General features: G+C 64.2%; 17 protein-coding genes and 2 tRNA genes. 7 read left to right on the top strand and 12 right to left on the bottom strand.

What is annotated here, in order from left to right; genetic code table 11:
* Window positions 1-90: 90 nt before the first annotated feature.
* Both AC1RDS_RS03910 and AC1RDS_RS03905 read right to left on the bottom strand, forming a co-directional pair.
* Window positions 91-3,753 (bottom strand): hydantoinase B/oxoprolinase family protein, encoded by a 3,663-nt coding sequence (locus tag AC1RDS_RS03910; protein ID WP_492226695.1) that lies wholly within the window; start codon window positions 3,751-3,753, stop codon window positions 91-93.
* 188 nt (window positions 3,754-3,941) lie between these two features.
* Window positions 3,942-4,253, bottom strand: a complete 312-nt coding sequence (locus AC1RDS_RS03905) for a hypothetical protein (protein WP_139285341.1) — start codon at window positions 4,251-4,253, stop codon at window positions 3,942-3,944.
* A gap of 52 nt (window positions 4,254-4,305) precedes the next feature.
* Between AC1RDS_RS03905 and AC1RDS_RS03900 the strand changes: the two genes are divergently transcribed.
* From AC1RDS_RS03900 to AC1RDS_RS03880, 5 genes are all read left to right on the top strand, one after another.
* Window positions 4,306-5,289, top strand: a complete 984-nt coding sequence (locus AC1RDS_RS03900) for a TRAP transporter substrate-binding protein (protein ID WP_092697928.1) — start codon at window positions 4,306-4,308, stop codon at window positions 5,287-5,289.
* 25 nt (window positions 5,290-5,314) lie between these two features.
* The gene (locus AC1RDS_RS03895) at window positions 5,315-5,824 is read left to right on the top strand and encodes a TRAP transporter small permease (protein ID WP_092697929.1); all 510 of its coding nucleotides are present in this window, start codon (window positions 5,315-5,317) and stop codon (window positions 5,822-5,824) included.
* A 17-nt stretch (window positions 5,825-5,841) separates the two neighbouring features.
* On the top strand, window positions 5,842-7,146 hold the full coding sequence (locus tag AC1RDS_RS03890) for a TRAP transporter large permease (RefSeq protein ID WP_092697930.1): 1,305 nt from the start codon (window positions 5,842-5,844) through the stop codon (window positions 7,144-7,146).
* A gap of 37 nt (window positions 7,147-7,183) precedes the next feature.
* Window positions 7,184-7,570 carry a fluoride efflux transporter CrcB gene (gene crcB / locus AC1RDS_RS03885; RefSeq protein ID WP_092697988.1) on the top strand — a complete coding sequence of 129 codons (387 nt, stop codon included), beginning with the start codon at window positions 7,184-7,186 and terminating at the stop codon, window positions 7,568-7,570.
* A 194-nt stretch (window positions 7,571-7,764) separates the two neighbouring features.
* Window positions 7,765-8,628 (top strand): LOG family protein, encoded by an 864-nt coding sequence (locus tag AC1RDS_RS03880; RefSeq protein WP_092697931.1) that lies wholly within the window; start codon window positions 7,765-7,767, stop codon window positions 8,626-8,628.
* 51 nt (window positions 8,629-8,679) lie between these two features.
* Here AC1RDS_RS03880 and AC1RDS_RS03875 read toward each other — a convergent pair whose 3' ends face one another.
* From AC1RDS_RS03875 to AC1RDS_RS03845, 7 genes are all read right to left on the bottom strand, one after another.
* Window positions 8,680-9,843, bottom strand: coding sequence for an MFS transporter (locus AC1RDS_RS03875; protein WP_092697932.1), 1,164 nt, complete (start codon window positions 9,841-9,843; stop codon window positions 8,680-8,682).
* Window positions 9,840-11,693 (bottom strand): DNA recombination protein RmuC, encoded by a 1,854-nt coding sequence (locus AC1RDS_RS03870; protein ID WP_092697933.1) that lies wholly within the window; start codon window positions 11,691-11,693, stop codon window positions 9,840-9,842. Before AC1RDS_RS03870 ends, AC1RDS_RS03875 begins: the two co-directional genes overlap by 4 nt.
* Window positions 11,694-11,772: 79 nt before the next feature.
* Window positions 11,773-12,765: a 2-hydroxyacid dehydrogenase gene (locus AC1RDS_RS03865; RefSeq protein WP_092697934.1), complete on the bottom strand. Its 993-nt coding sequence runs from the start codon at window positions 12,763-12,765 to the stop codon at window positions 11,773-11,775.
* Window positions 12,766-12,781: 16 nt separating this feature from the next.
* Complete coding sequence (locus tag AC1RDS_RS03860) at window positions 12,782-14,191, bottom strand: sodium:proton antiporter (RefSeq protein WP_092697935.1); 1,410 nt, start codon at window positions 14,189-14,191, stop codon at window positions 12,782-12,784.
* A gap of 49 nt (window positions 14,192-14,240) precedes the next feature.
* Window positions 14,241-15,449, bottom strand: coding sequence for a nicotinate phosphoribosyltransferase (pncB, locus tag AC1RDS_RS03855; RefSeq protein ID WP_092697936.1), 1,209 nt, complete (start codon window positions 15,447-15,449; stop codon window positions 14,241-14,243).
* A 202-nt stretch (window positions 15,450-15,651) separates the two neighbouring features.
* The gene (locus tag AC1RDS_RS03850; protein ID WP_092697937.1) at window positions 15,652-16,125 is read right to left on the bottom strand and encodes an acyl-CoA thioesterase; all 474 of its coding nucleotides are present in this window, start codon (window positions 16,123-16,125) and stop codon (window positions 15,652-15,654) included.
* Window positions 16,122-17,063, bottom strand: coding sequence for a histone deacetylase family protein (locus AC1RDS_RS03845; RefSeq protein WP_092697938.1), 942 nt, complete (start codon window positions 17,061-17,063; stop codon window positions 16,122-16,124). Before AC1RDS_RS03845 ends, AC1RDS_RS03850 begins: the two co-directional genes overlap by 4 nt.
* A 201-nt stretch (window positions 17,064-17,264) precedes the next feature.
* Here AC1RDS_RS03845 and AC1RDS_RS03840 point away from each other — a divergent pair, with 201 nt between their 5' ends.
* Together AC1RDS_RS03840 and AC1RDS_RS03835 are read left to right on the top strand one after the other, a co-directional pair.
* Window positions 17,265-17,813 (top strand): phasin family protein, encoded by a 549-nt coding sequence (locus AC1RDS_RS03840; RefSeq protein ID WP_092697939.1) that lies wholly within the window; start codon window positions 17,265-17,267, stop codon window positions 17,811-17,813.
* Between the two features lie 103 nt (window positions 17,814-17,916).
* Window positions 17,917-18,153 (top strand): hypothetical protein, encoded by a 237-nt coding sequence (locus AC1RDS_RS03835; protein ID WP_348683683.1) that lies wholly within the window; start codon window positions 17,917-17,919, stop codon window positions 18,151-18,153.
* 193 nt (window positions 18,154-18,346) lie between these two features.
* On the opposite strand, the gene AC1RDS_RS03830 is transcribed toward AC1RDS_RS03835, so the two are convergent.
* The 3 genes from AC1RDS_RS03830 to AC1RDS_RS03820 all read right to left on the bottom strand — a co-directional run bounded on the left by AC1RDS_RS03830 (window position 18,347) and on the right by AC1RDS_RS03820 (window position 20,533).
* Window positions 18,347-18,422, bottom strand: a tRNA-His gene (locus AC1RDS_RS03830).
* A gap of 62 nt (window positions 18,423-18,484) precedes the next feature.
* Window positions 18,485-20,398 (bottom strand): SurA N-terminal domain-containing protein, encoded by a 1,914-nt coding sequence (locus tag AC1RDS_RS03825; protein ID WP_092697940.1) that lies wholly within the window; start codon window positions 20,396-20,398, stop codon window positions 18,485-18,487.
* 59 nt (window positions 20,399-20,457) lie between these two features.
* Window positions 20,458-20,533 (bottom strand) — tRNA-Val (locus AC1RDS_RS03820).

Here is a 20,533-nt window from a genome sequence, read left to right as displayed (position 1 = left end):
ATCGCCCGAAGTGCCGCCAATTACGCCTTGATCGATAGCTGCCAGCGCTTTACCCATATGCCCTGGCAGCCTATTTCACCTTAATCCTGCTCACGCAGTACCAAACCCGCCGCCTCCGGGGGTGTGGATCTCGAACACATCGCCCGGCTGCATCTCGGCCTGGCCGATGTGGTCGAGCAGTTCGACCCGTCCACTGGCGCGCACCACCTTGTTGATGCCGGGCGCGCCGACCTTGCCACCGGCCATGCCAAACGCCCCGTGGTGGCGCCCGTTCGACAGGATACTGGCCGTCATCGGCTCCAGAAAACGGATGCGCCGCACCCCACCGTTGCCCCCCGCCCAGCGGCCGCCGCCACCCGAGTTGGCACGGATGGCATAGCTTTCCAGTCGTACCGGAAAGCGGAATTCGAGGATTTCCGGATCGGTCAGGCGCGAATTGGTCATGTGCGTCTGCACCACGCTCGTGCCACCAAAGCCGCCCACCAGGGCACCCGCGTCATCGAACACGCCGCCTGCACCATTGCCGCCGGAAATGGTCTCGTAGTACTGGTAGCGCGCGTTGCCGAAGGTGAAGTTGTTCATGGTGCACTGGCTGCCCGCCATCACACCCAGCGCCCCCAGCAAGGCATTGGTGATGCAGGTGGAGGTCTCCACATTGCCCGCCACCACCGAGGCCGGCGGGTGGGGGTTGAGCATGCTGCCGGGCGGAATGACGACGTTGAGCGGCTTCAGGCAGCCCGCGTTCAGCGGGATGTCGTCGTCCACCAGCATGCGAAACACATACAGCACCGCAGCCATGCACACCGCCGTGGGCGCGTTGAAGTTGTTGGTCTGCTGCGGGCTGGTGCCGGTGAAGTCGATGGTGGCGCTGCGGTTGTGTGCGTCCACCTTCACGGCCACGCTGATCTGCGCGCCGTTGTCGAGCGGCAAGGTGAACGCGCCATCCTTCAACCGCGTGATCACGCGGCGCACGGATTCTTCGGCGTTGTCCTGCACATGGCGCATGTAGGCCTGCACCACGTCCAGGCCGAACTCGCCCACCATGCGGCGCAGCTCCTGCTGGCCTTTTTCGTTGGCCGCGATCTGCGCACGCAAATCGGCCATGTTCTGCTGCGGGTTGCGGCTCGGGTACTCACCGCTTTGCAGCAGCGCAATCATTTCCGCCTCGCGCAGCACGCCGCGCTCCACCAGCTTCACGTTGTTGATCTGCACGCCCTCTTCCTCGATGCGCGTGGAAAACGGCGGCATGGAACCAGGGGTGGTGCCGCCCACATCGGCATGGTGCCCACGGCTGCCCACATAGAACCTGGGCGTGGCTTCATCGGCGATGTAGACCGGCGTGATGACCGTGATATCCGGCAGGTGCGTGCCGCCGTGGTAGGGATCGTTGAGCACGAACACGTCGCCGGGCTGCATCTTGCCCGCGCCGGATTGCAAGTCCGTTCCGGCCTGGCGGATCACCGTCTGGATGCTCTCGCCCATGGACCCGAGGTGCACCGGCATGTGCGGCGCATTGGCGATCAGGTGGCCCGCTGCGTCGAACAGCGCACAGCTGAAATCGAGACGCTCTTTGATGTTGACCGAGTAGGCCGTGTTCTGCAACTGCAGCCCCATCTGCTCGGCGATGTTCATGAACAGGTTGTTGAAGACTTCGAGCAGCACCGGGTCCACCGTGGTGCCCACGGCATGATGCGCGGCACGGGCCACGCGGCGCTTGAGCAGCAGGTGATCCAGCTCGGTCAGCTCGGCCTCCCAGCCGGGCTCGACGATGGTTGTCGCGTTCTTCTCGGCAATGATGGCCGGGCCGGGGACCACATCACCGGGGCGCAAATCCTCGCGTACCACCAGCGCGGCGTCGTGCCACGCGGCCACGCCGTCGATGCCACCGGTGTACATGCGCACGGTGCTGCGGCGCGGCACCGTGCGCGCGGGTTGCAGCGCGTGGCGCGGCTCCACAGGCGCATCGCCGGGCACCACGGCCTCGACCGAGACAGCCTCCACCACCAGGCCCTTGCCCTGCATGAGGAAGGCAAAGCGCTGGCGGTAGGCGGCCTCGAACGTGGCGGTGATCTCGGCCATGGGGCCAAACGGCACGATGAGCGCGGAATCGCTGCCCTCGTAGCGCACATGCACGCGCCGGTGCACCACGGCTGTGCCGCTGCCCGACTGCTGGCGCTCCAGCTCGGTGCACGCGATGGTGGCCAGTTGCTCCAGCGTGGCGGCAATGCCCGCCAGCGCCTCGGGCCCCAGCTTGGTTTCCACCGCCTGCTCGCGGATCACATTCTGGTCAGCCAGGCCCATGCCGTAGGCGCTGAGCACGCCCGCCAGCGGGTGCACCAGCACGCGCGCCATGCCCAGCGCATCGGCCACCAGGCAGGCATGCTGGCCGCCCGCGCCGCCAAAGCACTGCAGGGTGTAGCGCGTCACGTCGTAGCCGCGCGCCACGCTGATCTTCTTGATGGCATTGGCCATCTGCTGCACGGCGATCTGGATGAAGCCGTGGGCCACATCCTCGGCACTGCGGCCTGTCTGCTGCGCCAGCGCGCCAAACTTCTGCACCACGGTATCGCCATCCAGCGCCTCGTTGGCCGAGTGGCCAAAAACTTTCGGAAAATGCGCGGGCTGGATCTTGCCGACCATCACGTTCGCATCGGTCACGGCCAGCGGCCCGCCCCGGCGGTAGCTGGCGGGGCCGGGGTTGGCGCCCGCACTCTCGGGGCCGACGCGAAAACGGGCGCCGTCAAAACCCAGGATGGAGCCCCCACCCGCTGCCACGGTATGGATGCTCATCATGGGCGCGCGCATGCGCACGCCGGCGACCTGCGTTTCGAACTCGTGCTCGAACGCGCCCGCATAGTGGCTCACATCGGTGCTGGTACCGCCCATGTCAAAGCCGATGACCTTGTCGTGGCCCGCCAAGCCTGCGGTGCGTGCCATGCCGACGATGCCACCCGCGGGGCCCGACAGGATCGCGTCCTTGCCCTGAAAACGGTGCGCATCCGTCAGCCCCCCCGACGACTGCATGAAAAACAGCGGCACACCCGGCATTTCTCCCGCCACCTGGTCCACATAGCGGCGCAGGATGGGCGAAAGGTAGGCATCGACCACGGTGGTGTCGCCCCGGCTCACGAACTTCATCATGGGGCTGGTGGCGTGCGATGTGCTGATCTGCGTGAACCCCGCCTGCTCGGCCAGGCGGGCGGCTGCCTGCTCGTGGGCGGTGTAGCGCCAGCCGTGCATGAACACGATGGCTACGCTGCGCAGGCCCGCGTCGTAGGCGGCCCACAGGCGCTCTTTCAGATGCGCCTCGTCCAGCGGCTCGATCATCTCGCCGTGTGCGCCCACACGCTCCTGCGCCTCGATCACGCGGCTGTACAGCAGTTCGGGCAGCACGATGCGGCGATCAAACAGGCGTGGTCGATTCTGGTAGGCAATGCGCAGCGCATCCTTGAAGCCCTTGGTGGTGATGAGCAGCGTGGGCTCGCCCTTGCGCTCCAGCAGTGCGTTGGTGGCCACCGTGGTGCCCATCTTCACGCACTCCACCAGTTCGGGCGTCACCGCCTCGCCGGACTTCAAACCCAGCAGGTGGCGAATGCCCGCCACGGCGGCGTCCTTGTACTGCTCGGGGCTCTCGGACAGCAGCTTGTGCGTGACCAGGCTGCCATCGGGGCGCTTGCCCACCACGTCGGTGAAGGTGCCACCCCGGTCAATCCAGAACTGCCAGCGGGGTGCGAAAGAGGGTTGAAGGGACATTTTTTTCTACTCAATTTACAGCCACCAGCGATTTACAGGTGATGGCCAGAGCTGTTTTTTATCTGAAATTGACTACCGCAACGCCGCAGAGCGCGCAGTCTGGTCATGCATGCCCGAGGGCACACGCCGCAAACGGACCCACTCGCCGATGTCACGGTTGAGCGCATCGCCGGCATTCAGCGCACCAATCAGGCCATTTTCGTGAATCTCGCGGTAGCGCTGTACTGGAGGCGATCCGCATCGACAGCGGCGAAGCTGGCTTCTTCGCCTTTCTTTTGCGAGATTACAACACCGAGCCCCCCATTTTTGAACGCTTCATTCACCAGTTGTGCAGACGAATCGATGGGGCCCGACGCATTGGTTGCACTGCCCGCAGATTTCCCGGAAAGCGCCTTGCAGAAAGCCCCCATGGCACGGGATGTGCATGTAGATATTGTGGGCAAATCGAAGGAAATCTGGCGATATTCAGGCAAAACACCTACCCCCCAAACGACCTGCATTCGATAGAGTGAATCCTCATATTTTTGACATCCAACCCTGCGGAGCTATTTCATGAAGCGTCGAATCTTCCCCGTCACCGCACTCGGATTGGCACTGGCTGCCGGCCTGTCTGTCACACCGGCTTTTGGCCAGACCAAGTGGGACCTGGCCGCCGCCTACCCGGCCACCAACTTCCACACGGAAAACATGGTGCAACTGGCCAGCGACGTGGACAAGGCCACGGGCGGCAAGCTCAAGATCACGGTGCATGCCAACGCCGCGCTGTTCAAGGCCCCCGAAATCAAGCGCGCCGTGCAAGGCGGCCAGGCGCAGATGGGCGAGATCCTGCTGGCCAACTTCCAGAACGAATGGCAGCTGTTTGGCGTGGATGGCCTGCCCTTCCTGGCCGACAGCTACGACGCGTCCAGGAAGCTCTACGCCGCCCAAAAGCCCTTCCTGGAAAAGAAGCTGGCGGAGCAGGGAATGATGCTGCTGTACGCCGTGGCCTGGCCACCCCAGGGCATCTACACCAAGAAGCCGCTGGCCTCCGCCGCCGACCTCAAGGGCATCAAGTGGCGCGCCTACAGCCCCGCCACCGCGCGCATTGCCGAGCTGGTGGGCGCCCAGCCCGTGACGGTGCAGGCTGCCGAGTTCTCGCAGGCACTGGCCACGGGCGTGGTCGAATCGACCATGACCTCGGGCGCCACAGGAGTGGACAGCAAGCTGTACGAGCACCTCAAGTTCTATTACGACACCCAGGCCTGGCTGCCCAAAAACGCCCTGCTGGTGAACAAGAAGGCGTTTGATGCGCTGGACAAGCCCCTGCAGCAGGCCCTGCTCAAAGCCGGTGCCGACGCCGAGGCGCGCGGCTGGGCCAACAGTGCCAAGGTCAACGCCGACACCGTGGCCAAGCTCAAGGCCAACGGCATGGAAGTGGTGGCACCACCTGCCGCACTGAAGGCCGACATGGGCAAGGTGGGCGACACCATGCTCAAGGAATGGCTCGACAAGGCCGGCCCCGAGGGCAAGGCGCTGATCGACGCCTACCGGAAGTAAGCCGGCACCTTTGAAGACTGTGCCCATGCGCCGCCTGCTGGACTTTCTGTACGACGGCGCCGCCGCCCTGGCGGCGCTTTTCATGGTCGGCCTGCTGGGGATGGTGCTGCTGTCCATCGCCAGCCGGCAGTTCCACTTCCATGTGCCGGGCACCGATGCCTATGCGGGCTACCTGATGGCCGCAGCCGGTTTTCTGGCGCTCGCCCACACCTTGAAGCGCGGCGAACACATCCGCGTCACGCTGCTGCTCAACTTTCTGAAGGGCGGCGCCAAGAAGGCGTTCGAGATCTGGGCCCTGGCCATTGCCACACTGCTGGCGCTGCTGTTTGCCACCTACAGCTGCAAGCTGGCCTGGCAGTCGCACGGGTTCCACGACATCTCCACCAGCAGCGACGCCACACCGCTGTGGATTCCACAAATCGCCATGGCCGTTGGCACGGTGATTCTGGCGATCGCATTCTTGGACGAACTGGTGCTGGAAATGATGGGCAGGCGTGCGGATGCCTCATCCGGCGAAGCATTGCGCAATGAATAAACCCGGCACAACCTACCATGAGTGATCTCGCCATCACCGGCCTGCTCGTACTGTCGCTGTTCCTGATCCTGGGCAGCGGCGTATGGATCGGGCTCACCCTCTCCGGCGTCGCCTGGATCGCCATGCAGCTGTTTTCCGCGCGCCCGGCGGGCGATGCGATGGCGGTGACCATCTGGGGCAGCGCCTCCAGCTGGACCCTCACGGCCCTGCCGCTGTTCATCTGGATGGGCGAAATCCTGTTCCGCACCCGGCTGTCGCAGGACATGTTCAAGGGCCTGGCCCCCTGGGTGCAGGCGCTGCCGGGCCGGCTGCTGCACACCAACGTGGTGGGCTGCACCATCTTTGCCGCCGTGTCGGGATCGAGCGCCGCCACCTGCGCCACCATCGGCAAGATGACGCTGCCCGAGCTGACGCGCCGGGGCTACCCCGAGCACATGGTGGTGGGAACGCTGGCCGGTGCCAGCACGCTGGGCCTGCTGATCCCACCGTCGATCATCATGATCGTCTACGGCGTGTCAGCCGAGGTGTCGATCTCGCAGCTGTTCATTGCGGGCGTGCTGCCGGGCATCCTGCTGGCAGCCCTGTTCTCGGGCTACATCGTGGTCTGGGCGCTGCGCCACCCCGAACAGGTGCCGGCCGCCGACGTGCGCATGGGCTTCATGCAGAAGCTGTCCGAATCGCGCAGCCTGATCCCCGTGATGCTGCTGATTGCGGCCGTGCTGGGCTCCATCTACACCGGATTTGCCACCGCCACCGAGGCGGCTGCCGTGGGCGTGGTGGGCTCGCTGGTGCTGTCGGCCGTGCAGGGCTCGATGAACTGGGGCACGTTCAAGGATTCGCTGATGGGCGCGACGCGCCTGTACTGCATGATCGCGCTGATCCTGGCAGGGGCCGCGTTCCTCACGCTGGCCATGGGCTACATCGGCTTGCCGCGCCACCTGGCCGAGTGGATTGCATCGCTGGGCCTGAACCAGGCCCAACTCATCGTGGCACTGGCCATTTTCTTCATCATCCTCGGGTGTTTCCTGGACGGCATCTCGATGGTGGTGCTGACCATGGGTGTGCTCATGCCCACGGTGCAGGCCGCAGGCATCGACCCCATCTGGTTCGGCATCTTCATCGTGCTGGTCGTCGAAATGGCGCAGATCACGCCCCCTGTGGGCTTCAACCTGTTCGTGCTGCAAGGCATGACGGGCCGCCAGTTGCCCTGGATCACCAAGGTCACCCTGCCCATGTTTTTGCTCATGTGCGGCGCGGTGGCGCTGATCTACGTCTTCCCTGGCATCGTGACCTGGCTGCCGCAGCAGATGGCGGCGCGCTGAGCGCCGGACGCAACCACCGGATGTGGACAATGGCGCCATGCTGAATGTTCTGTCCATTTGTATCGGCGCCAGCCTGGGGGCGCTGGCCCGCTGGCGTCTGGGCCTGTGGCTCAGCGGCACCGGTGCGCTGTTGCCATGGGGCACGCTGGTGGCCAATCTGGTGGGTGGCTACCTCATCGGTGTGTGCGTTGCTGCCTTCCAGGCGCTGCCCCACATCGACCCGGTGTGGCGGCTGGCGCTGGTCACGGGGTTTCTGGGGGCGCTGACCACGTTTTCCAGCTTTTCGGCCGAGGTGGTGACCATGCTGCAGCAGCAGCGCTACCTGATGGCATCGGGCACCACCGTGCTGCACCTGGGGGGCTCGCTGCTCATGACCATACTCGGGCTGCAGACTGTGGCACTGGCGCTGTCCACCCGCCCGTAGCGGGCTGCCTGGCCAATGCAGCGCAGCGCTGGCAGCGCCTTGAATTGCTATTATTTTTATAGCTCACAACACATGACAGAAAAGCGCAAGAGCCCTGTTTAATTTAAAACTCCACCAGGCCTGGCGCACCCATGCCCAGGCCATGCCACCACCCCTCTCACCATACGGCAAGGGCCGCGACTACAGCCATCCCCATGGAAGCCAACACCCAACTCAACGAACGCCGCCTGGCCGATGCCTGGGCCGAACTGCACGCCCACGCCAACAACGACAACCCCCTGCACGCCGATGCCTACCGGCTCGCTTTTGCCGACCCCGAGTTTTTGTTCCGCCGCGAAACACGCGGCATCCGCTTTCAGCTGGAAATGCTCAAGCCCGACCTGGGCCAGGCCGAGCAAGGCATCGAGAACACCGTGGTGGTGTATGGCAGCGCCCGCTTTGTAGCGCCCGACGAGGCAGCAGCCCAGCTGGGTGCAGCCGAGGCCAGTGGCGATGCTGCACAGCTGCAACGCGCCCACCAGGCCGTGCGCAATGCCCGCTACTACAACCTCGCCCGCCAGTTTGCCGGCCTGGTGGCCGAGTACAGCGAGCGCCAGCGCCCGGCCGACCGCATCTACATCTGCACGGGCGGCGGCCCCGGCATCATGGAGGCCGCCAACCGGGGCGCCCACGAGGCGGGCGCGCTGAACGTGGGCCTGAACATCGGCCTGCCGCACGAGCAAAGCGGCAACCGCTTCATCTCGCCCTCACTGAGTTTCAAGTTCCACTACTTCGCCCTGCGCAAGATGCACTTCATGATGCGCGCCAAGGCCCTGGTGGCGTTCCCCGGCGGGTTTGGCACGCTCGATGAACTGTTCGAAGTGCTGACCCTGGTGCAGACCGGCAAGGCCAAGCCGGTGCCCATCGTGCTGTGCGGCACCGACTACTGGAAGCGCCTGATCAACTTTGACGTGATGGTCGAAGAAGGCACGATTTCGGCCAAGGACCTGCAGCTGTTCCACTACACCGACGACCCGCAGGAAGCCTGGGACCTGATCAAGGCGTTCTACAAGCTCTGAAAGCACACGAAGCGCCGGCCCTGCGCGCGGCGCACAGGGCCAGCCGCTTCATCAGGTCTCGCGCCCCATCAGCCACGCCTGCCGCGCGCCAAAACCCACGCCGACCCCCACCAACCAGAACAGGCCGGCCACGCCGATCAGCGCCCCCACCGAGCCGAACAGCACCGGCATGAGCACGCTGGAGGCATTGATGGTCATGAGCCGCAGGCCCAGCGCCTCGCCGTGGCGGGCCGGTGGCGTGATCTGGTGCAGCATGCTCATGATCATGGGTTGCACCGAGCCCAGCGCCAGCCCCAGCAGCACCGAGCAGGCCCCCATGGCCAGCGCCGTGGGCAAAAGCGGGTAGACACCGAACAGCAGCGCGGTGGCCAGCATGGCGGTGGTGATCACCGCGGCCTCGCGCAGGCGCTCTGCCACCAGCGGCATCAGCACCCGCACCAGCGCCGCCGCAACGGCGAAGGCCCCGAGGATGGTGCCGATCACCGAGGCCGACAGGCCGCGTTCGTGCCCCAGAAGCGGCACCACAAAAGTGTGCACGTCCCAGCAGGACGACAGAAACCAGTTGACCAGCAACAGGCGCCGAAAACGCACATCGTTCAGCAGATCCCACGCCCGCTGCGGTGCACCGCCGGCGGCAATCACCGGGGGCAGCTCCACGGTGTCGCGCACCCAGAACCAGGTGGCCAGCGGCAGCAGCGCCATCAGCGCAAACGCGGCACGGTAGCCCTCCAGGCTGCCGGCGGTGCTGCCGGCATGGTCGATCAGCAAGCCCGCAAAGAAAGGGCCAATGAAGTTGGATACGGCGGGCCCGATGGCCAGCCAGCTGAAGACGCGCTTGAGTTGCGTGGCATCGTGGGCGGCCCGGCCCACATGGCGCTGCAGCGCGATGATCGCGGCACCGCTGGCGCCCCCCGTCATCAATGCCGCCAGGCACAGCACCGGAAAGACCGGCCATACCAGCGCCAGCGCAGCCCCCGCCGATGCCACCGCCACCGCCAGACCCACGGGGCGCTTCAAGCCATGGCGATCGGCATAACGCCCCGCGGGCAAGGCCAGGAACACCTGCGTGAGCGCAAACAGCGCCAGCAGCACGCCCACGGCCGCTGCGCTGTAACCCTCGCGCAGCGCCAGCAGCGGCGCGGCCATGCGCATGCCGGCCATGCAGGCATGCACGCAGATCTGGCCGGCAATCAACCGCGCCAGTGCCCAGTTCACAGCGGGTCGTCCTCGGGGTCCAGGCCTGGCAGTGCCGATGTGCTGGCGCCTGCCAGCGGCATGGCCGGATCCGGTGCGGGCAGATCCTGCACATCGCGCAGCTTGCGCTGGATGGCGCGGGTGCGCACGCCCACCTCGTCAAACTTCTTGGCGGCGGCGTCGATGGACTTCTTGGTGGCCTCGACCACATCGCCGAACTTGGCGAACTCGGTCTTGACCATGCCCAGCAGGCTCCACACCTCGGACGAGCGCTTTTCGATCGCCAGCGTCTTGAAGCCCATCTGCAGGCTGTTGAGCATGGCCGCCAGGTTGGCCGGGCCGGTGATCATCACGCGGCAGTCGTTCTGCACCGCCTCGACCAGGCCGGGGCGGCGCATCACCTCGGCGAACAGGCCCTCGGTGGGCAAATACAGCACGGCAAAGTCGGTGGTGTGCGGGGGCGAGACGTACTTGGCAAAAATCTTCTTGGCTTCGAGCTTGATGGAGGTTTCAAACGCGTTGCCTGCCGACAGGATGGCCGCCTTGTCGGCCGCATCCTGGGCGTCCAGGAGGCGCTGGTATTGCTCCACCGGGTATTTGGAGTCGATGGGCAGCCACACGGGGTGCTCGTCGCTCTTGCCCGGCAGGCGGATGGCGAATTCCACCAGCTCGTCGCTGCCCGGCACGGTCTTGACGTTGCGCGCGAACTGCTCGGGCGTGAGCACGTTGTCGATGATGGCCCCGAGCTGCATTTCGCCCCAGGTACCGCGCGACTTCACGTTGGTCATCACGCGCTTCAAGTCGCCCACGCTGCCCGCCAGCGTCTGCATTTCGCCCAGGCCCTTGTGCACCTGTTCGAGCCGGTCGCTGACCAGCTTGAACGACTCGCCCAGGCGCTGCTCCAGCGTGGCGTGCAGTTTTTCATCCACCGTGCGGCGCATTTCTTCGAGCTTGGTGGCGTTGTCGGCCTGGATGGCACCGAGGCGCTCGTTGAGCGCGGTGCGCAGCTGCTCGGCGTTGTGCTGGCTGCCCTGCACCAGGCCGGCCAGCTGCTGCGAGACGGCGTCCTGCAGCACCGAGAACTGGTTCTTGATCTGGTAGCTGTTGCCTTCGAGCTGGTCCTTGAGCGCGTTCGACATGGTGCCCAGCTGGGCCTGGATGTCGGTCTTGAGCGAATCGAGCGTGAGGCGCGTGGCGGCGGTGAGCGCCTCGAAACGCTCCTGGATGCGCTTTTCAAACAGCGCCGCGCCCTCGCTCATGGCCTCGCGCGACTTGACGCTCTCAAAGGCCAGCGCGGCGGTGGTGGTGGTGAGCTCGGTGCGAAACCCCACCAGCGTGGCCGACAGCTCGGTGCGCGCCGTGGCCGCATCGGCCTGGCCCTGCGCCAGATGCGCCAGCAGCGCCTTGCTGCTTTCTTCCAGCCGCCCGGCCACAGCCTGCTGCAGAGCATCGAAGCGCTGGCCCAGCGCCACATCCAGCGCTGTCTGGCGCTGGCTCAGGGCTGCATCGAAAGCCGCCAGGCGCTGCTCCAGCCGCCCCTCGAACACACCAAACGCCGCCAGCAGTTCGGTGCGGCTGTTGCGCGATTCACTCACGGCCTGGGCCAGGCGCTCGTCCACGGCGTGGCGCAGGGTCTCCAGCGTGGTCTGGGTGGTCTGGGTGAAACCGCGCAGCTGCTGGCCCATGCCATCCAGAGCGCCATCGTTCTTGGCCACGGCAATCTGCGTGGCCAGGGCGGTTTGCTCCAGGGCCTGCAGGCGCGCCAGCCATTCGGGTGGCAGATCGACACGGGGGCGGCGCAACAACAGCAGCACCAGCAGGGCGAGAACCAGCGCCAGCGCGGCCAGCAGCACAAGGGTATCGGTAGTCAAGACAGATTTACTATGTTTTTAGTAGCAAATAACGCTTACTTCATAAGCGTTATAGGCAAATTTCGCTCAGATCCCAGCATCACCTGGCGCGCACACCGGCCACCGGCTGGTTCACCGGCGTGAGCGGCCCGCGCCCGTCAAAGAAGGCGATCAGGTTGTCCGCCGCCAGGTTGGCCATGGCCAGGCGCGTGGGCACCGTGGCGCTGGCGATGTGCGGCGTGAGCACCACGTTGGGCACGGTGAGCAGGTCGGGGTGCACCGTGGGCTCGCCCTCGAACACATCGAGGCCCGCCGCAGCGATGCGCCGCTCGCGCAACGCTATTGCCAGTGCTGCGTCGTCCACGATGCCGCCGCGCGCGATGTTGATGAGCGTGGCCGTGGGCTTCATCAGCGCCAGCTCGGCTGCTGCTATGGTGTGGTGCGATGCCGGGGTGTAGGGCAGCACCAGCACCACATGGTCGGCCGTGCGCAGCAGCTCGTCTTTTTCGACATAACGGGCCTTGCACTCGGCCTCCAGCGCGGGCGACAGGCGCGATCGGTTGTGATAGACCACGTTCATGCCAAAACCATGCGCGCCGCGCTTGGCAACGCCCTGGCCGATGCGCCCCATGCCGATGATGCCCAGCGTGCTGCCATGGATGTCGCTGCCGGCAAACATGTCGTAGCGCCAGGTGGTCCACTTTCCAGCGCGCAGGTAATGCTCGCTTTCGGCCATGCGCCGGGCCGTGGCCATGAGCAGCGCAAAGCCGAAGTCCGCCGTGGTTTCGGTCAGCACGTCGGGCGTGTTGGTGCCCTGCACGCTCGCGGCCGTCATGGCATCGACGTCGAAGTTGTTGTAGCCCACGGCCATGTTGGCCACGATCTTCAGGCGCGGCGCGGCGGCCAGCAGGGCGGCATCGATGCGCTGGCTGCCCGTGGTGAACGCACCGTCCTTGTCGGCCAGCCGCGCGGCCAGCTCCTGGGGCGACCAGATCACGTCATCGGGGTTGGATTCGACCTCGAAATGCTGCGCCAGGCGCGCAACCACCTCAGGAAAGATCGCGCGGGCAACCAGGATGCGGGGTTTGCTCATATCAGGAAGTCTCCAATCAACGGAACCAGATAAAGGTCATGAGAATAAACAAGGGCACCAGAACGCCGCACGACCACAGCATGTAGCCAAAGAAGCTGGGCATCTTCACGCCACGGTCTTCGGCAATGGCCTTGACCATCAGATTGGGCGCATTGCCGATGTAGGTGTTGGCCCCCATGAACACGGCGCCGGCCGAAATGGCCGCCAGCGTGGGGGCCAGCGTGGTCATGAGCACGGCGGGGTCGCCTCCGGCGGTGTTGAAGAACACCAGGTAGGTGGGAGCATTGTCCAGAAACGACGACAGCACACCGGTAGCCCAGAAATACATGGCCGGATCGGGCGATCCGTCGGACCGCGTCACGGCGGCCACAATGGCGCCAAAGGGACCGTTGACACCCGCCTTGAGCATGGCGATCACGGGGATGATGGTCAGAAAAATGCCGGCAAACAACTTGGCCACTTCCTGCATGGGCCCCCAGCCGAACTGGTTGTCGGCATGGACCGTTTTGGGCGTGAGCCAGAGCGAAGCCAGCGTGACAAGGACCAGGCCCACATCGCGCACGATGCCGGGCAATCCCACCTCGGTGCCGGCAACGTTGAACACCACCGGCGATTTCCAGAAACCGCTGAGCAGCACCAGCGCCACCACCGCGCCCAGCAGGGCAAAGTTGACCTTGCCGTCAAAGCCGATGGCACGGGTGTCAGGGGTCGGGTCTTGCGGCCTCACCTCCTGGCTGCGGCGGTAGTACCAGCTGTCGAGCACGTAGAACAGCACCAGCAGCACGCCCACCAGAAACAGGGTCTCCTGGAAGATATGGGCCACGGTCCAGAAAAAATCCACACCCTTCAGGAAGCCCAGGAACAGCGGCGGATCCCCGAGCGGCGTGAGCGAGCCGCCCGCATTGGAGACGATGAAGATGAAGAACACCACCACATGGGCCACATGCTTGCGGTTGTCGTTGGCGCGGATCAGCGGGCGAATCAGCAGCATGGATGCGCCCGTGGTCCCCATGAAGCTGGCCAGCACGGCGCCAATGGCCAAAATGGCCGTGTTGAGCCCCGGGCTGCCATGCAGGTTGCCCCGGATGTAGATGCCACCCGACACCGCGAACAGCGCCGTGAGCAAAATGACGAACGGAATGTATTCGGCCAGCAGCGCATGCACGAAGCTGGCGCCGGCCACCGCCGGGCCGAACACCACGGCAAACGGCAGCAGAAACGCCAACCCCCAGGCCGCCGCCACCTTGCCAAAGTGGTGGTGCCAAAAGACGGGTGCCAGCAGGGGCACGAGCGCAATCGACAGCAAAATGCCGGCAAACGGCACACCCCACAACAGCGAAAGGCGGCTGCCATCGATATCGGCGGCACCTGCCAGGCCGGGCAGCACGCACAGGGCGGCAGCGGCCAGCCAGCGGAAAATCTTCATGGGGGGGTTCTCTTTCTTGTCGAAGGGTTGCAGGGGACACCCGGAGCGGTCATTGCACCGAGGGAATCTCGAACACCTGGCGCAGATAGGCCAGATATTTCTCGTCATCGCACATGCCCTTGCCGGGTGTATCCGACACCTTGGCCACGGGCTGGCCGTTGCAGCGCGTCATCTTGATGACCACCTGCAGGGGCTCATACCCCAGATCGTTGGTGAGGTTGGTGCCAATGCCAAACGCCAGCTGGCAGCGGCCCCGGAACTGCTGGTACAGCTCTATCGTGCGCGGGAAGGTGAGCGCGTCGCTGAAGATCAGCGTCTTGGTGAGCGGATCGACTCGGTTCTTGCGGTAGTGGTCGAGCAGGCGCTCACCCCAGGCAAACGGGTCGCCGCTGTCGTGCCGGGCACCATCGAACAGCTTGCAGAAATACAGGTCGAAGTCGCGCAGGAAGGCACTCATGCCGTACACATCGGACAACGCGATGCCCAGGTCGCCGCGGTATTCCTTGGCCCACATTTCAAAGCCGAACACCTGGCTGTCGCGCAGGCGCGGACCCAGCGCCTGGCAGGCCTGCAAATATTCATGCGCCATGGTTCCGAGCGGCGTCACACCAAGCTTCATGGCATAGAGCACATTGCTGGTGCCCGCAAACTGGCCTGGGCCGGGCGGTGCCCCCGGGCGGCGGTCGCCCGTTCCCAGACGGGCCACCAGCACGCGCAAAAGCTCTTCATGCCATGCACGGCTGAAGCGCCGACGCGTACCGTAATCGGCAATCTTGAGCTCGGCCAGACCCTCGGCCTGCAGCAGCGCGATCTTGTCGTCCAGGCGCCGGCGGCCCTCAGGGAAATCAGGCACCTTCTGCGTGTTGCGAAAGTAGACCTCGTTCACGATGGCCAGCACCGGAATCTCGAACAGGATGGTGTGCAGCCATGGCCCGCGGATGGTGATGTCGATCTCACCCGAGGGCAGCGGTGTGACGGTGATGTATTTCTCGTTCAGCCGGAACAGGCCGAGAAAATCCACGAAGTCGCTCTTGATGAAGCGCAACGAGCGCAGGTAGGCCAGCTCATCGTCCTGGAACTGCAGACTGCACAGCGAACGGATTTCCGCCTTGATCTCGGCCACATGGGGCGCCAGCTCCACGCCGGGGTTGCGGCACTTGAAGCGGTATTCGACCTGCGCCCCGGGAAACTGGTGCAGCACCACCTGCATCATGGTGAACTTGTACAGATCGGTATCGAGCAGGCTGGTGATGATCATGGTGAGGCGGGGCCACGGCAGGGCAGCCCGGGGGTGCAGAAACCATCGCTGGCGCGGCCAGGGGCCCCAAAGTGTAGGCCATCAGGCGGCTGCAGCCTCCGTCTGAAAGCCCCCTATTGCCCCGGTTGCAAGATATGTGTCAAAAATGGCTTCAGCACCTTTGCAAAAAGCGCCAACCGCTATATTTTGTATAGCAAAATTATCAAGCAACCACCACCAGTGCCTGCAACACGGCACGCAGTGCCTCTGGCACCGGCACGGGCCGGCGCGTGGCGCGGTCCACATACACATGGATGAAATGCCCGGCGGCGGCGCACAGTGGCTCGCCCTGGGCAAACAGCCCCACCTCATAGCGCACGCTGGAGCCACCCAGCCGCGCCACGCGGATGCCCGCCTCCACCGTCTGCGGAAATGCCAGCGGGGCAAAGTAGTTGCACTGGGTCTCGATCACCAGACCGATGGTGTCACCGGCATGGATATCGAGCACGCCCTGTTCGATCAGGTGGGCGTTCACGGCGGTGTCGAACCAGCTGTAGTAAACGACGTTGTTCACATGCCCATAGACATCATTGTCCATCCAGCGGGTGCTGATGGAGCGGAAGGCATGGTAGGCGCTGCGCGGCTGTGGCACCGGGCGCGCGGGCTGTGCGGCCGGGGAAAGGGGGGCAGTGGTCATGGCCGGACATTCTGCCAGCGCGCATGGTACTGCTGCGCCACCCGCCAGGTGGTCAGCTGCGCCTGAAGCGTGTCGGCCAGGTCGCGGCCATAGCCACCGGCCATCGTGAAGGCCAAGGGCAAGCGACGCTGCCAGGCCCAGTCGAAAACCCGGCGGTCACGGGCCTCCAGGCCGTCGTGGCTCAGGGCCAGGCGGCCCAGCCGGTCGCCCACATGGGGATCGGCACCCGCCAGGTACAGCACCAGCCCGGGCGCAAAGCGCTGCTCCAGCGCGTCCAGCGCCTGGTCCAACGCCTGCAGGTATTCGTCGTCCGCGCAGCCGTCGGGCAGCTCCACATCCAGGTCGCCGGCCTCCTTGCGGAACGGATAATTGCGCGCCCCGTGCAGGGACAGCGTGAACACGCTGGCATCGCTGCGAAAGATATGTGCCGTGCCATTGCCCTGGTGCACGTCCAGATCGATCACCGCCACCCGAAGTGGCGGCACCACGCCAGCGCTGCCCCCACGCTGGCACTCAGCCTGCATCAGGCGCGCAGCCACGGCAATGTCGTTGAACACGCAAAACCCGCTGCCCCTGTCGGCATAGGCGTGGTGCGTGCCCCCCGCCAAGCTGCCCGCCACCCCTTGCGCCAGGGCCGCACGGCATGCCGCAATAGTGGCGCCCACCGAGCGCCGGGCGCGTTCGGCCATCACCTCGGTCCACGGAAACCCGATCTCCCGCTGCGCGGCTGCAGTCAAAGTGCCATCAACAATCGCCTGGACATAGCCCGGCGTGTGAACCAGGGCCAATTCACCATCAGAGGCCCGCGGGGCCACCTGGAGTTGCACCTGGGGCAACTGCTGCGCCAGGCGGTCACGCAACAGGCGGTATTTCGCCATGGGAAAGCGATGCCCCTCCGGCAGGGGCAACACAAAATGGTCTGCGTAATAGGCATGCATGACACGATTGTGGCAATCCCATCACCGCTGGGGAGTTGCCCCTAATATGTTGCATTGCAGCAAAAATAGCTTGCAATTGAACTGCAAGCACCTAAAATTCCCTCCATGCTGCACTGCAACATGACTTTACCGAGTCAAGGTCAGCGCAGATGTCCGTGAACCACCTTGACCCATCCGGGTTTCATTTTTAGGAGATATGACATGTCGCTGACCGCAGAACAAATCCTGGCATCCCACAAAGCCAACATCGAAACCCTGTTTGGTCTGACCACCAAGGCCTTCGAAGGCGTGGAAAAGCTGGTCGAACTGAACGTGACCGCCTCGCGCGCTGCCCTGACGGAAGCCGCTCAACACACCCAGGCTGTCCTGGGCGTGAAGGACGCACAGGAGCTGCTGGCACTGCAAGCCGGCCTGTTCCAGCCCCTGGCTGAAAAGACCGCCGCCTACAGCCGTCACCTGTATGACATCGCTTCGGGCACCGGCGCAGAATTCGGCAAGACCTTCGAAACCCAGACCGCCGACGCGCAAAAGGCATTCGCCAACCTGGTGGACAGCGCTGCCAAGAACGCCCCCGCCGGTTCCGAAACCGCCGTCGCCGTGATGAAGAGCGCCGTTGCCGCTGCCAACAACGCTTTCGAATCGGTGCAGAAGGCCGTCAAGCAAGCCTCTGACGTGGCCGAAGCCAACTTCAACGCCGTCGCCAGCACCGCAGCCGACGCCGCCAAGTCGGCCGCTCCCCGCAAGCGCTGAACCAGGCGCGGCACTGGCACTGGAGTGCAGTCTCCCGCCAGCGCCCAGGAAATGCCCCGACCATTGAGCCATCGCCCCGAATTCGGGGCCTCCAGTTGTCTCCTTGGATCCTCTCGAAACCCCCGTTTCAGGGATCCTTTTAAAGCCCGATCCCAGGATCGGGCTTTTTTTATCTCTGTGCCCCGTCTTGCCCCGCGTTGGCACATTTGCCGCCAAAAAAAGACCGGTGGAATGGATACAAGACCAGCGGATGCAGCGCGACTACGCGATGGTTTTTGAGCCGCCCGACCCGAAGCAGCAGACATCAAGCTCAAGCGCCTTCGCACCACTGGCAATCTGATGCATTGACCCGGCTTCTGAAAATGAAACCCTTGCCGCGAACCAAGCAATGTCGGGAAAATAAAGCAGCAGCAAACAGTCCAGAACGGGTGTCGCTAGCAGAAGGCGATGGCCAGTGGACTTCAACTCTCGCCCCTGGAGTGCCTCCGAAACGAAACAAGGACCCGAAGGTCCTTGTTTGTACTGGCATTTTTTGGGGTGGCTGATGGGGCTCGAACCCACGACAACAGGAATCACAATCCTGGACTCTACCAACTGAGCTACAGCCACCGTAGCTTTGAATTATAGCCCGAGAAAACCGGGCTTCGCGCCAATATCCGTCAAATTTCTGATCAATCGGGTGCGGACTGTGGGCGAGGGGCCTTGATCTGAACCTTGAAGCGGTCTTTCAGCAGCTCATAGTAGGCCAGTCCTTCGGCATTGCTCCACCACTGCAGGTATTGCTGGCGCTCCTGGCGGGCGACTTGCTCGTTGGGGGTCTCGCGCGGAACCAGTCGATTGACTTTGGCTACGGCGTAACCCTGCGCTCCCAGATCCACACCGATCCAAGCTGGCAAGGTGGCGGTACTGGCACCCAATACCGCATCCACCAGACGCCGTGGCTGATTCTGGGGTTGATCGCGCGAGATCACGATGGCGGATTGCAAACCCGCAGCATTGCCGGGCGTGGCTTTCCATGCAGCCAGCTTTGCTTCGCCGTCCTTGCGCGCCAGTTCGGCGGATTTCTCGGCGATATACAGGCTGCGCACCTGCGCACGCACCTCCTCCAGTGGCAGGGTGCGTGCAGCGGTGTAGGCGCTGACGCGGGCAGCAGCCATCTGGCTGGGTCCGATTTCCACGGCTTCGGTATTGCGTTTGTTCTCGATCGAATCCGTTGAGAACAGCGCCTCCAGCAGCTTGCCGTTGGCCAACGGGCCCGTCGCTCCAGGCGCTGGTGTACGGGTGACACCTGACGCCGTCAGCACTTTGAGCCCGAGCTTTTCGGCCACGGGCTTGAGACTGTCGGATTGCTCATAGACGCCATTGGCAAACGATTCGGCCACCTCGGCAAACTTGCGCTGCGCTTGCTGTTGCTTGAGTTCGGCTTCCATGGAGGGGCGCAACTCTTCAAAGCTTGGCTGACGGGGTGTCTTGATGTCCGTCAGCAAAATGATGTGATAACCGAAATCGGTTTCCACCACGTCGCTGATATCGCCTTTTTTCATCGCAAAAGCCGCGTCTTCGAACGGCTTGACCATGGCGCCCAGCCCAAAGAAGTTCAGGTCTCCGCCCGACACGGCAGACCCCGCATCTTCGGAGGACTTCTTGGCAACCTCCGCAAAAGTGGCGGGCGCCTTGCGCACCTGTTCCAGCAATTGCACGGCACGCGCCTTGGCCTTTTCCCGGTCTGCCGCGGGCGCATCCTTGGGCGCATTGATCAGGATATGACTGGCCCGGCGCTCCTCCTTGCCTGCCAGGCGGGCCACGTTTTCCTTGTAATAGGTGCGCAAGTCATCTTCGTTCAGCGTGATGCCAGCACGCACGCTGTCAAGATCCAGCACCACATACTCCACGGCGGCCTGTTCGGCCTGCTGGAATGCGGAGGTATGGGCCTTGTAGTAGCCTTCCAGATCAGCGTCGGTGGGCGCCACCTTGCCGGAAAAATCTGCGGGGTTGAAACGGGCAATCTGCACTTCGCGGCGCTGGTACAGGGCGTCCAGCGACAGCTTGACCTGCGCATCGGTGCCGAAGGCGGATTCCATCACCCCGCCCATCACCTGGTTCACCGAAATGTCCCGGCGCACACTGGCCTCGAACCCTTCAGGCGTCAGCCCTTGGGCGCCCACCAATGCGCGGTAGGCCTCGGCATCCAGCGAGCCATCAGGGCGTTTGAGGGCGGCGATGGCCGGAATTTCCTGCAGGCTGCGGGCCAGGCGGCTGTCACTGGTGACCAGGTGCATTTTCTGGGCTGCGGCCTGAAGCACCCGGTCACGAACCAGGCGTTCCAGCGTTGCATAGCGGGCCTCGGGAGAGTCGAGCAGTTTTGCATCCACCGTGGGCGACTGGGCCCGGATTCTGTCCGTCTCCGTTTTGTGGGCGTTGTCCCAGTCGGTCTGCTTGATGTCGTGACCATCAACGCGAGCAACCACAGCGCTCTTTTCGGAGAAATAGTTGCTGTCGATGCCCACCAGCACAAACGATGGAATGATCAACAAGAACAACAAGAACATCACGATCTTGGAGTGCTTGCGGATGGATTCAAACATGGTCGATCTTTCAGAGACAAAAAACAAAAGGCGAACTTTCGTTCGCCTTTGTTCGGTGGTGGTGGGTCCTGACGGTCTCGAACCGCCGACCTACTCCGTGTAAAGGAGCCGCTCTACCAACTGAGCTAAGGACCC

The organism is Acidovorax sp. GW823-FHT02H02, from assembly GCF_058797075.1.
This window is presented reverse-complemented; position numbering and strand designations above follow the sequence as displayed.

Bases quoted from the DNA above. Each gene is read 5' to 3' on its own strand.
- AC1RDS_RS03905 (WP_139285341.1), bottom strand. From the start codon at position 4,253: ATGCAGGTCGTTTGGGGGGTAGGTGTTTTGCCTGAATATCGCCAGATT.
- AC1RDS_RS03880 (WP_092697931.1), top strand. From the start codon at position 7,765: ATGGAAGCCAACACCCAACTCAACGAACGCCGCCTGGCCGATGCCTGG.
- AC1RDS_RS03825 (WP_092697940.1), bottom strand. From the start codon at position 20,398: ATGTTTGAATCCATCCGCAAGCACTCCAAGATCGTGATGTTCTTGTTG.
- AC1RDS_RS03865 (WP_092697934.1), bottom strand. From the start codon at position 12,765: ATGAGCAAACCCCGCATCCTGGTTGCCCGCGCGATCTTTCCTGAGGTG.
- AC1RDS_RS03840 (WP_092697939.1), top strand. From the start codon at position 17,265: ATGTCGCTGACCGCAGAACAAATCCTGGCATCCCACAAAGCCAACATC.
- AC1RDS_RS03845 (WP_092697938.1), bottom strand. From the start codon at position 17,063: ATGCATGCCTATTACGCAGACCATTTTGTGTTGCCCCTGCCGGAGGGG.
- AC1RDS_RS03890 (WP_092697930.1), top strand. From the start codon at position 5,842: ATGAGTGATCTCGCCATCACCGGCCTGCTCGTACTGTCGCTGTTCCTG.
- crcB (WP_092697988.1), top strand. From the start codon at position 7,184: ATGCTGAATGTTCTGTCCATTTGTATCGGCGCCAGCCTGGGGGCGCTG.
- AC1RDS_RS03850 (WP_092697937.1), bottom strand. From the start codon at position 16,125: ATGACCACTGCCCCCCTTTCCCCGGCCGCACAGCCCGCGCGCCCGGTG.
- AC1RDS_RS03860 (WP_092697935.1), bottom strand. From the start codon at position 14,191: ATGAAGATTTTCCGCTGGCTGGCCGCTGCCGCCCTGTGCGTGCTGCCC.
- pncB (WP_092697936.1), bottom strand. From the start codon at position 15,449: ATGATCATCACCAGCCTGCTCGATACCGATCTGTACAAGTTCACCATG.
- AC1RDS_RS03910 (WP_492226695.1), bottom strand. From the start codon at position 3,753: ATGTCCCTTCAACCCTCTTTCGCACCCCGCTGGCAGTTCTGGATTGAC.
- AC1RDS_RS03895 (WP_092697929.1), top strand. From the start codon at position 5,315: ATGCGCCGCCTGCTGGACTTTCTGTACGACGGCGCCGCCGCCCTGGCG.
- AC1RDS_RS03900 (WP_092697928.1), top strand. From the start codon at position 4,306: ATGAAGCGTCGAATCTTCCCCGTCACCGCACTCGGATTGGCACTGGCT.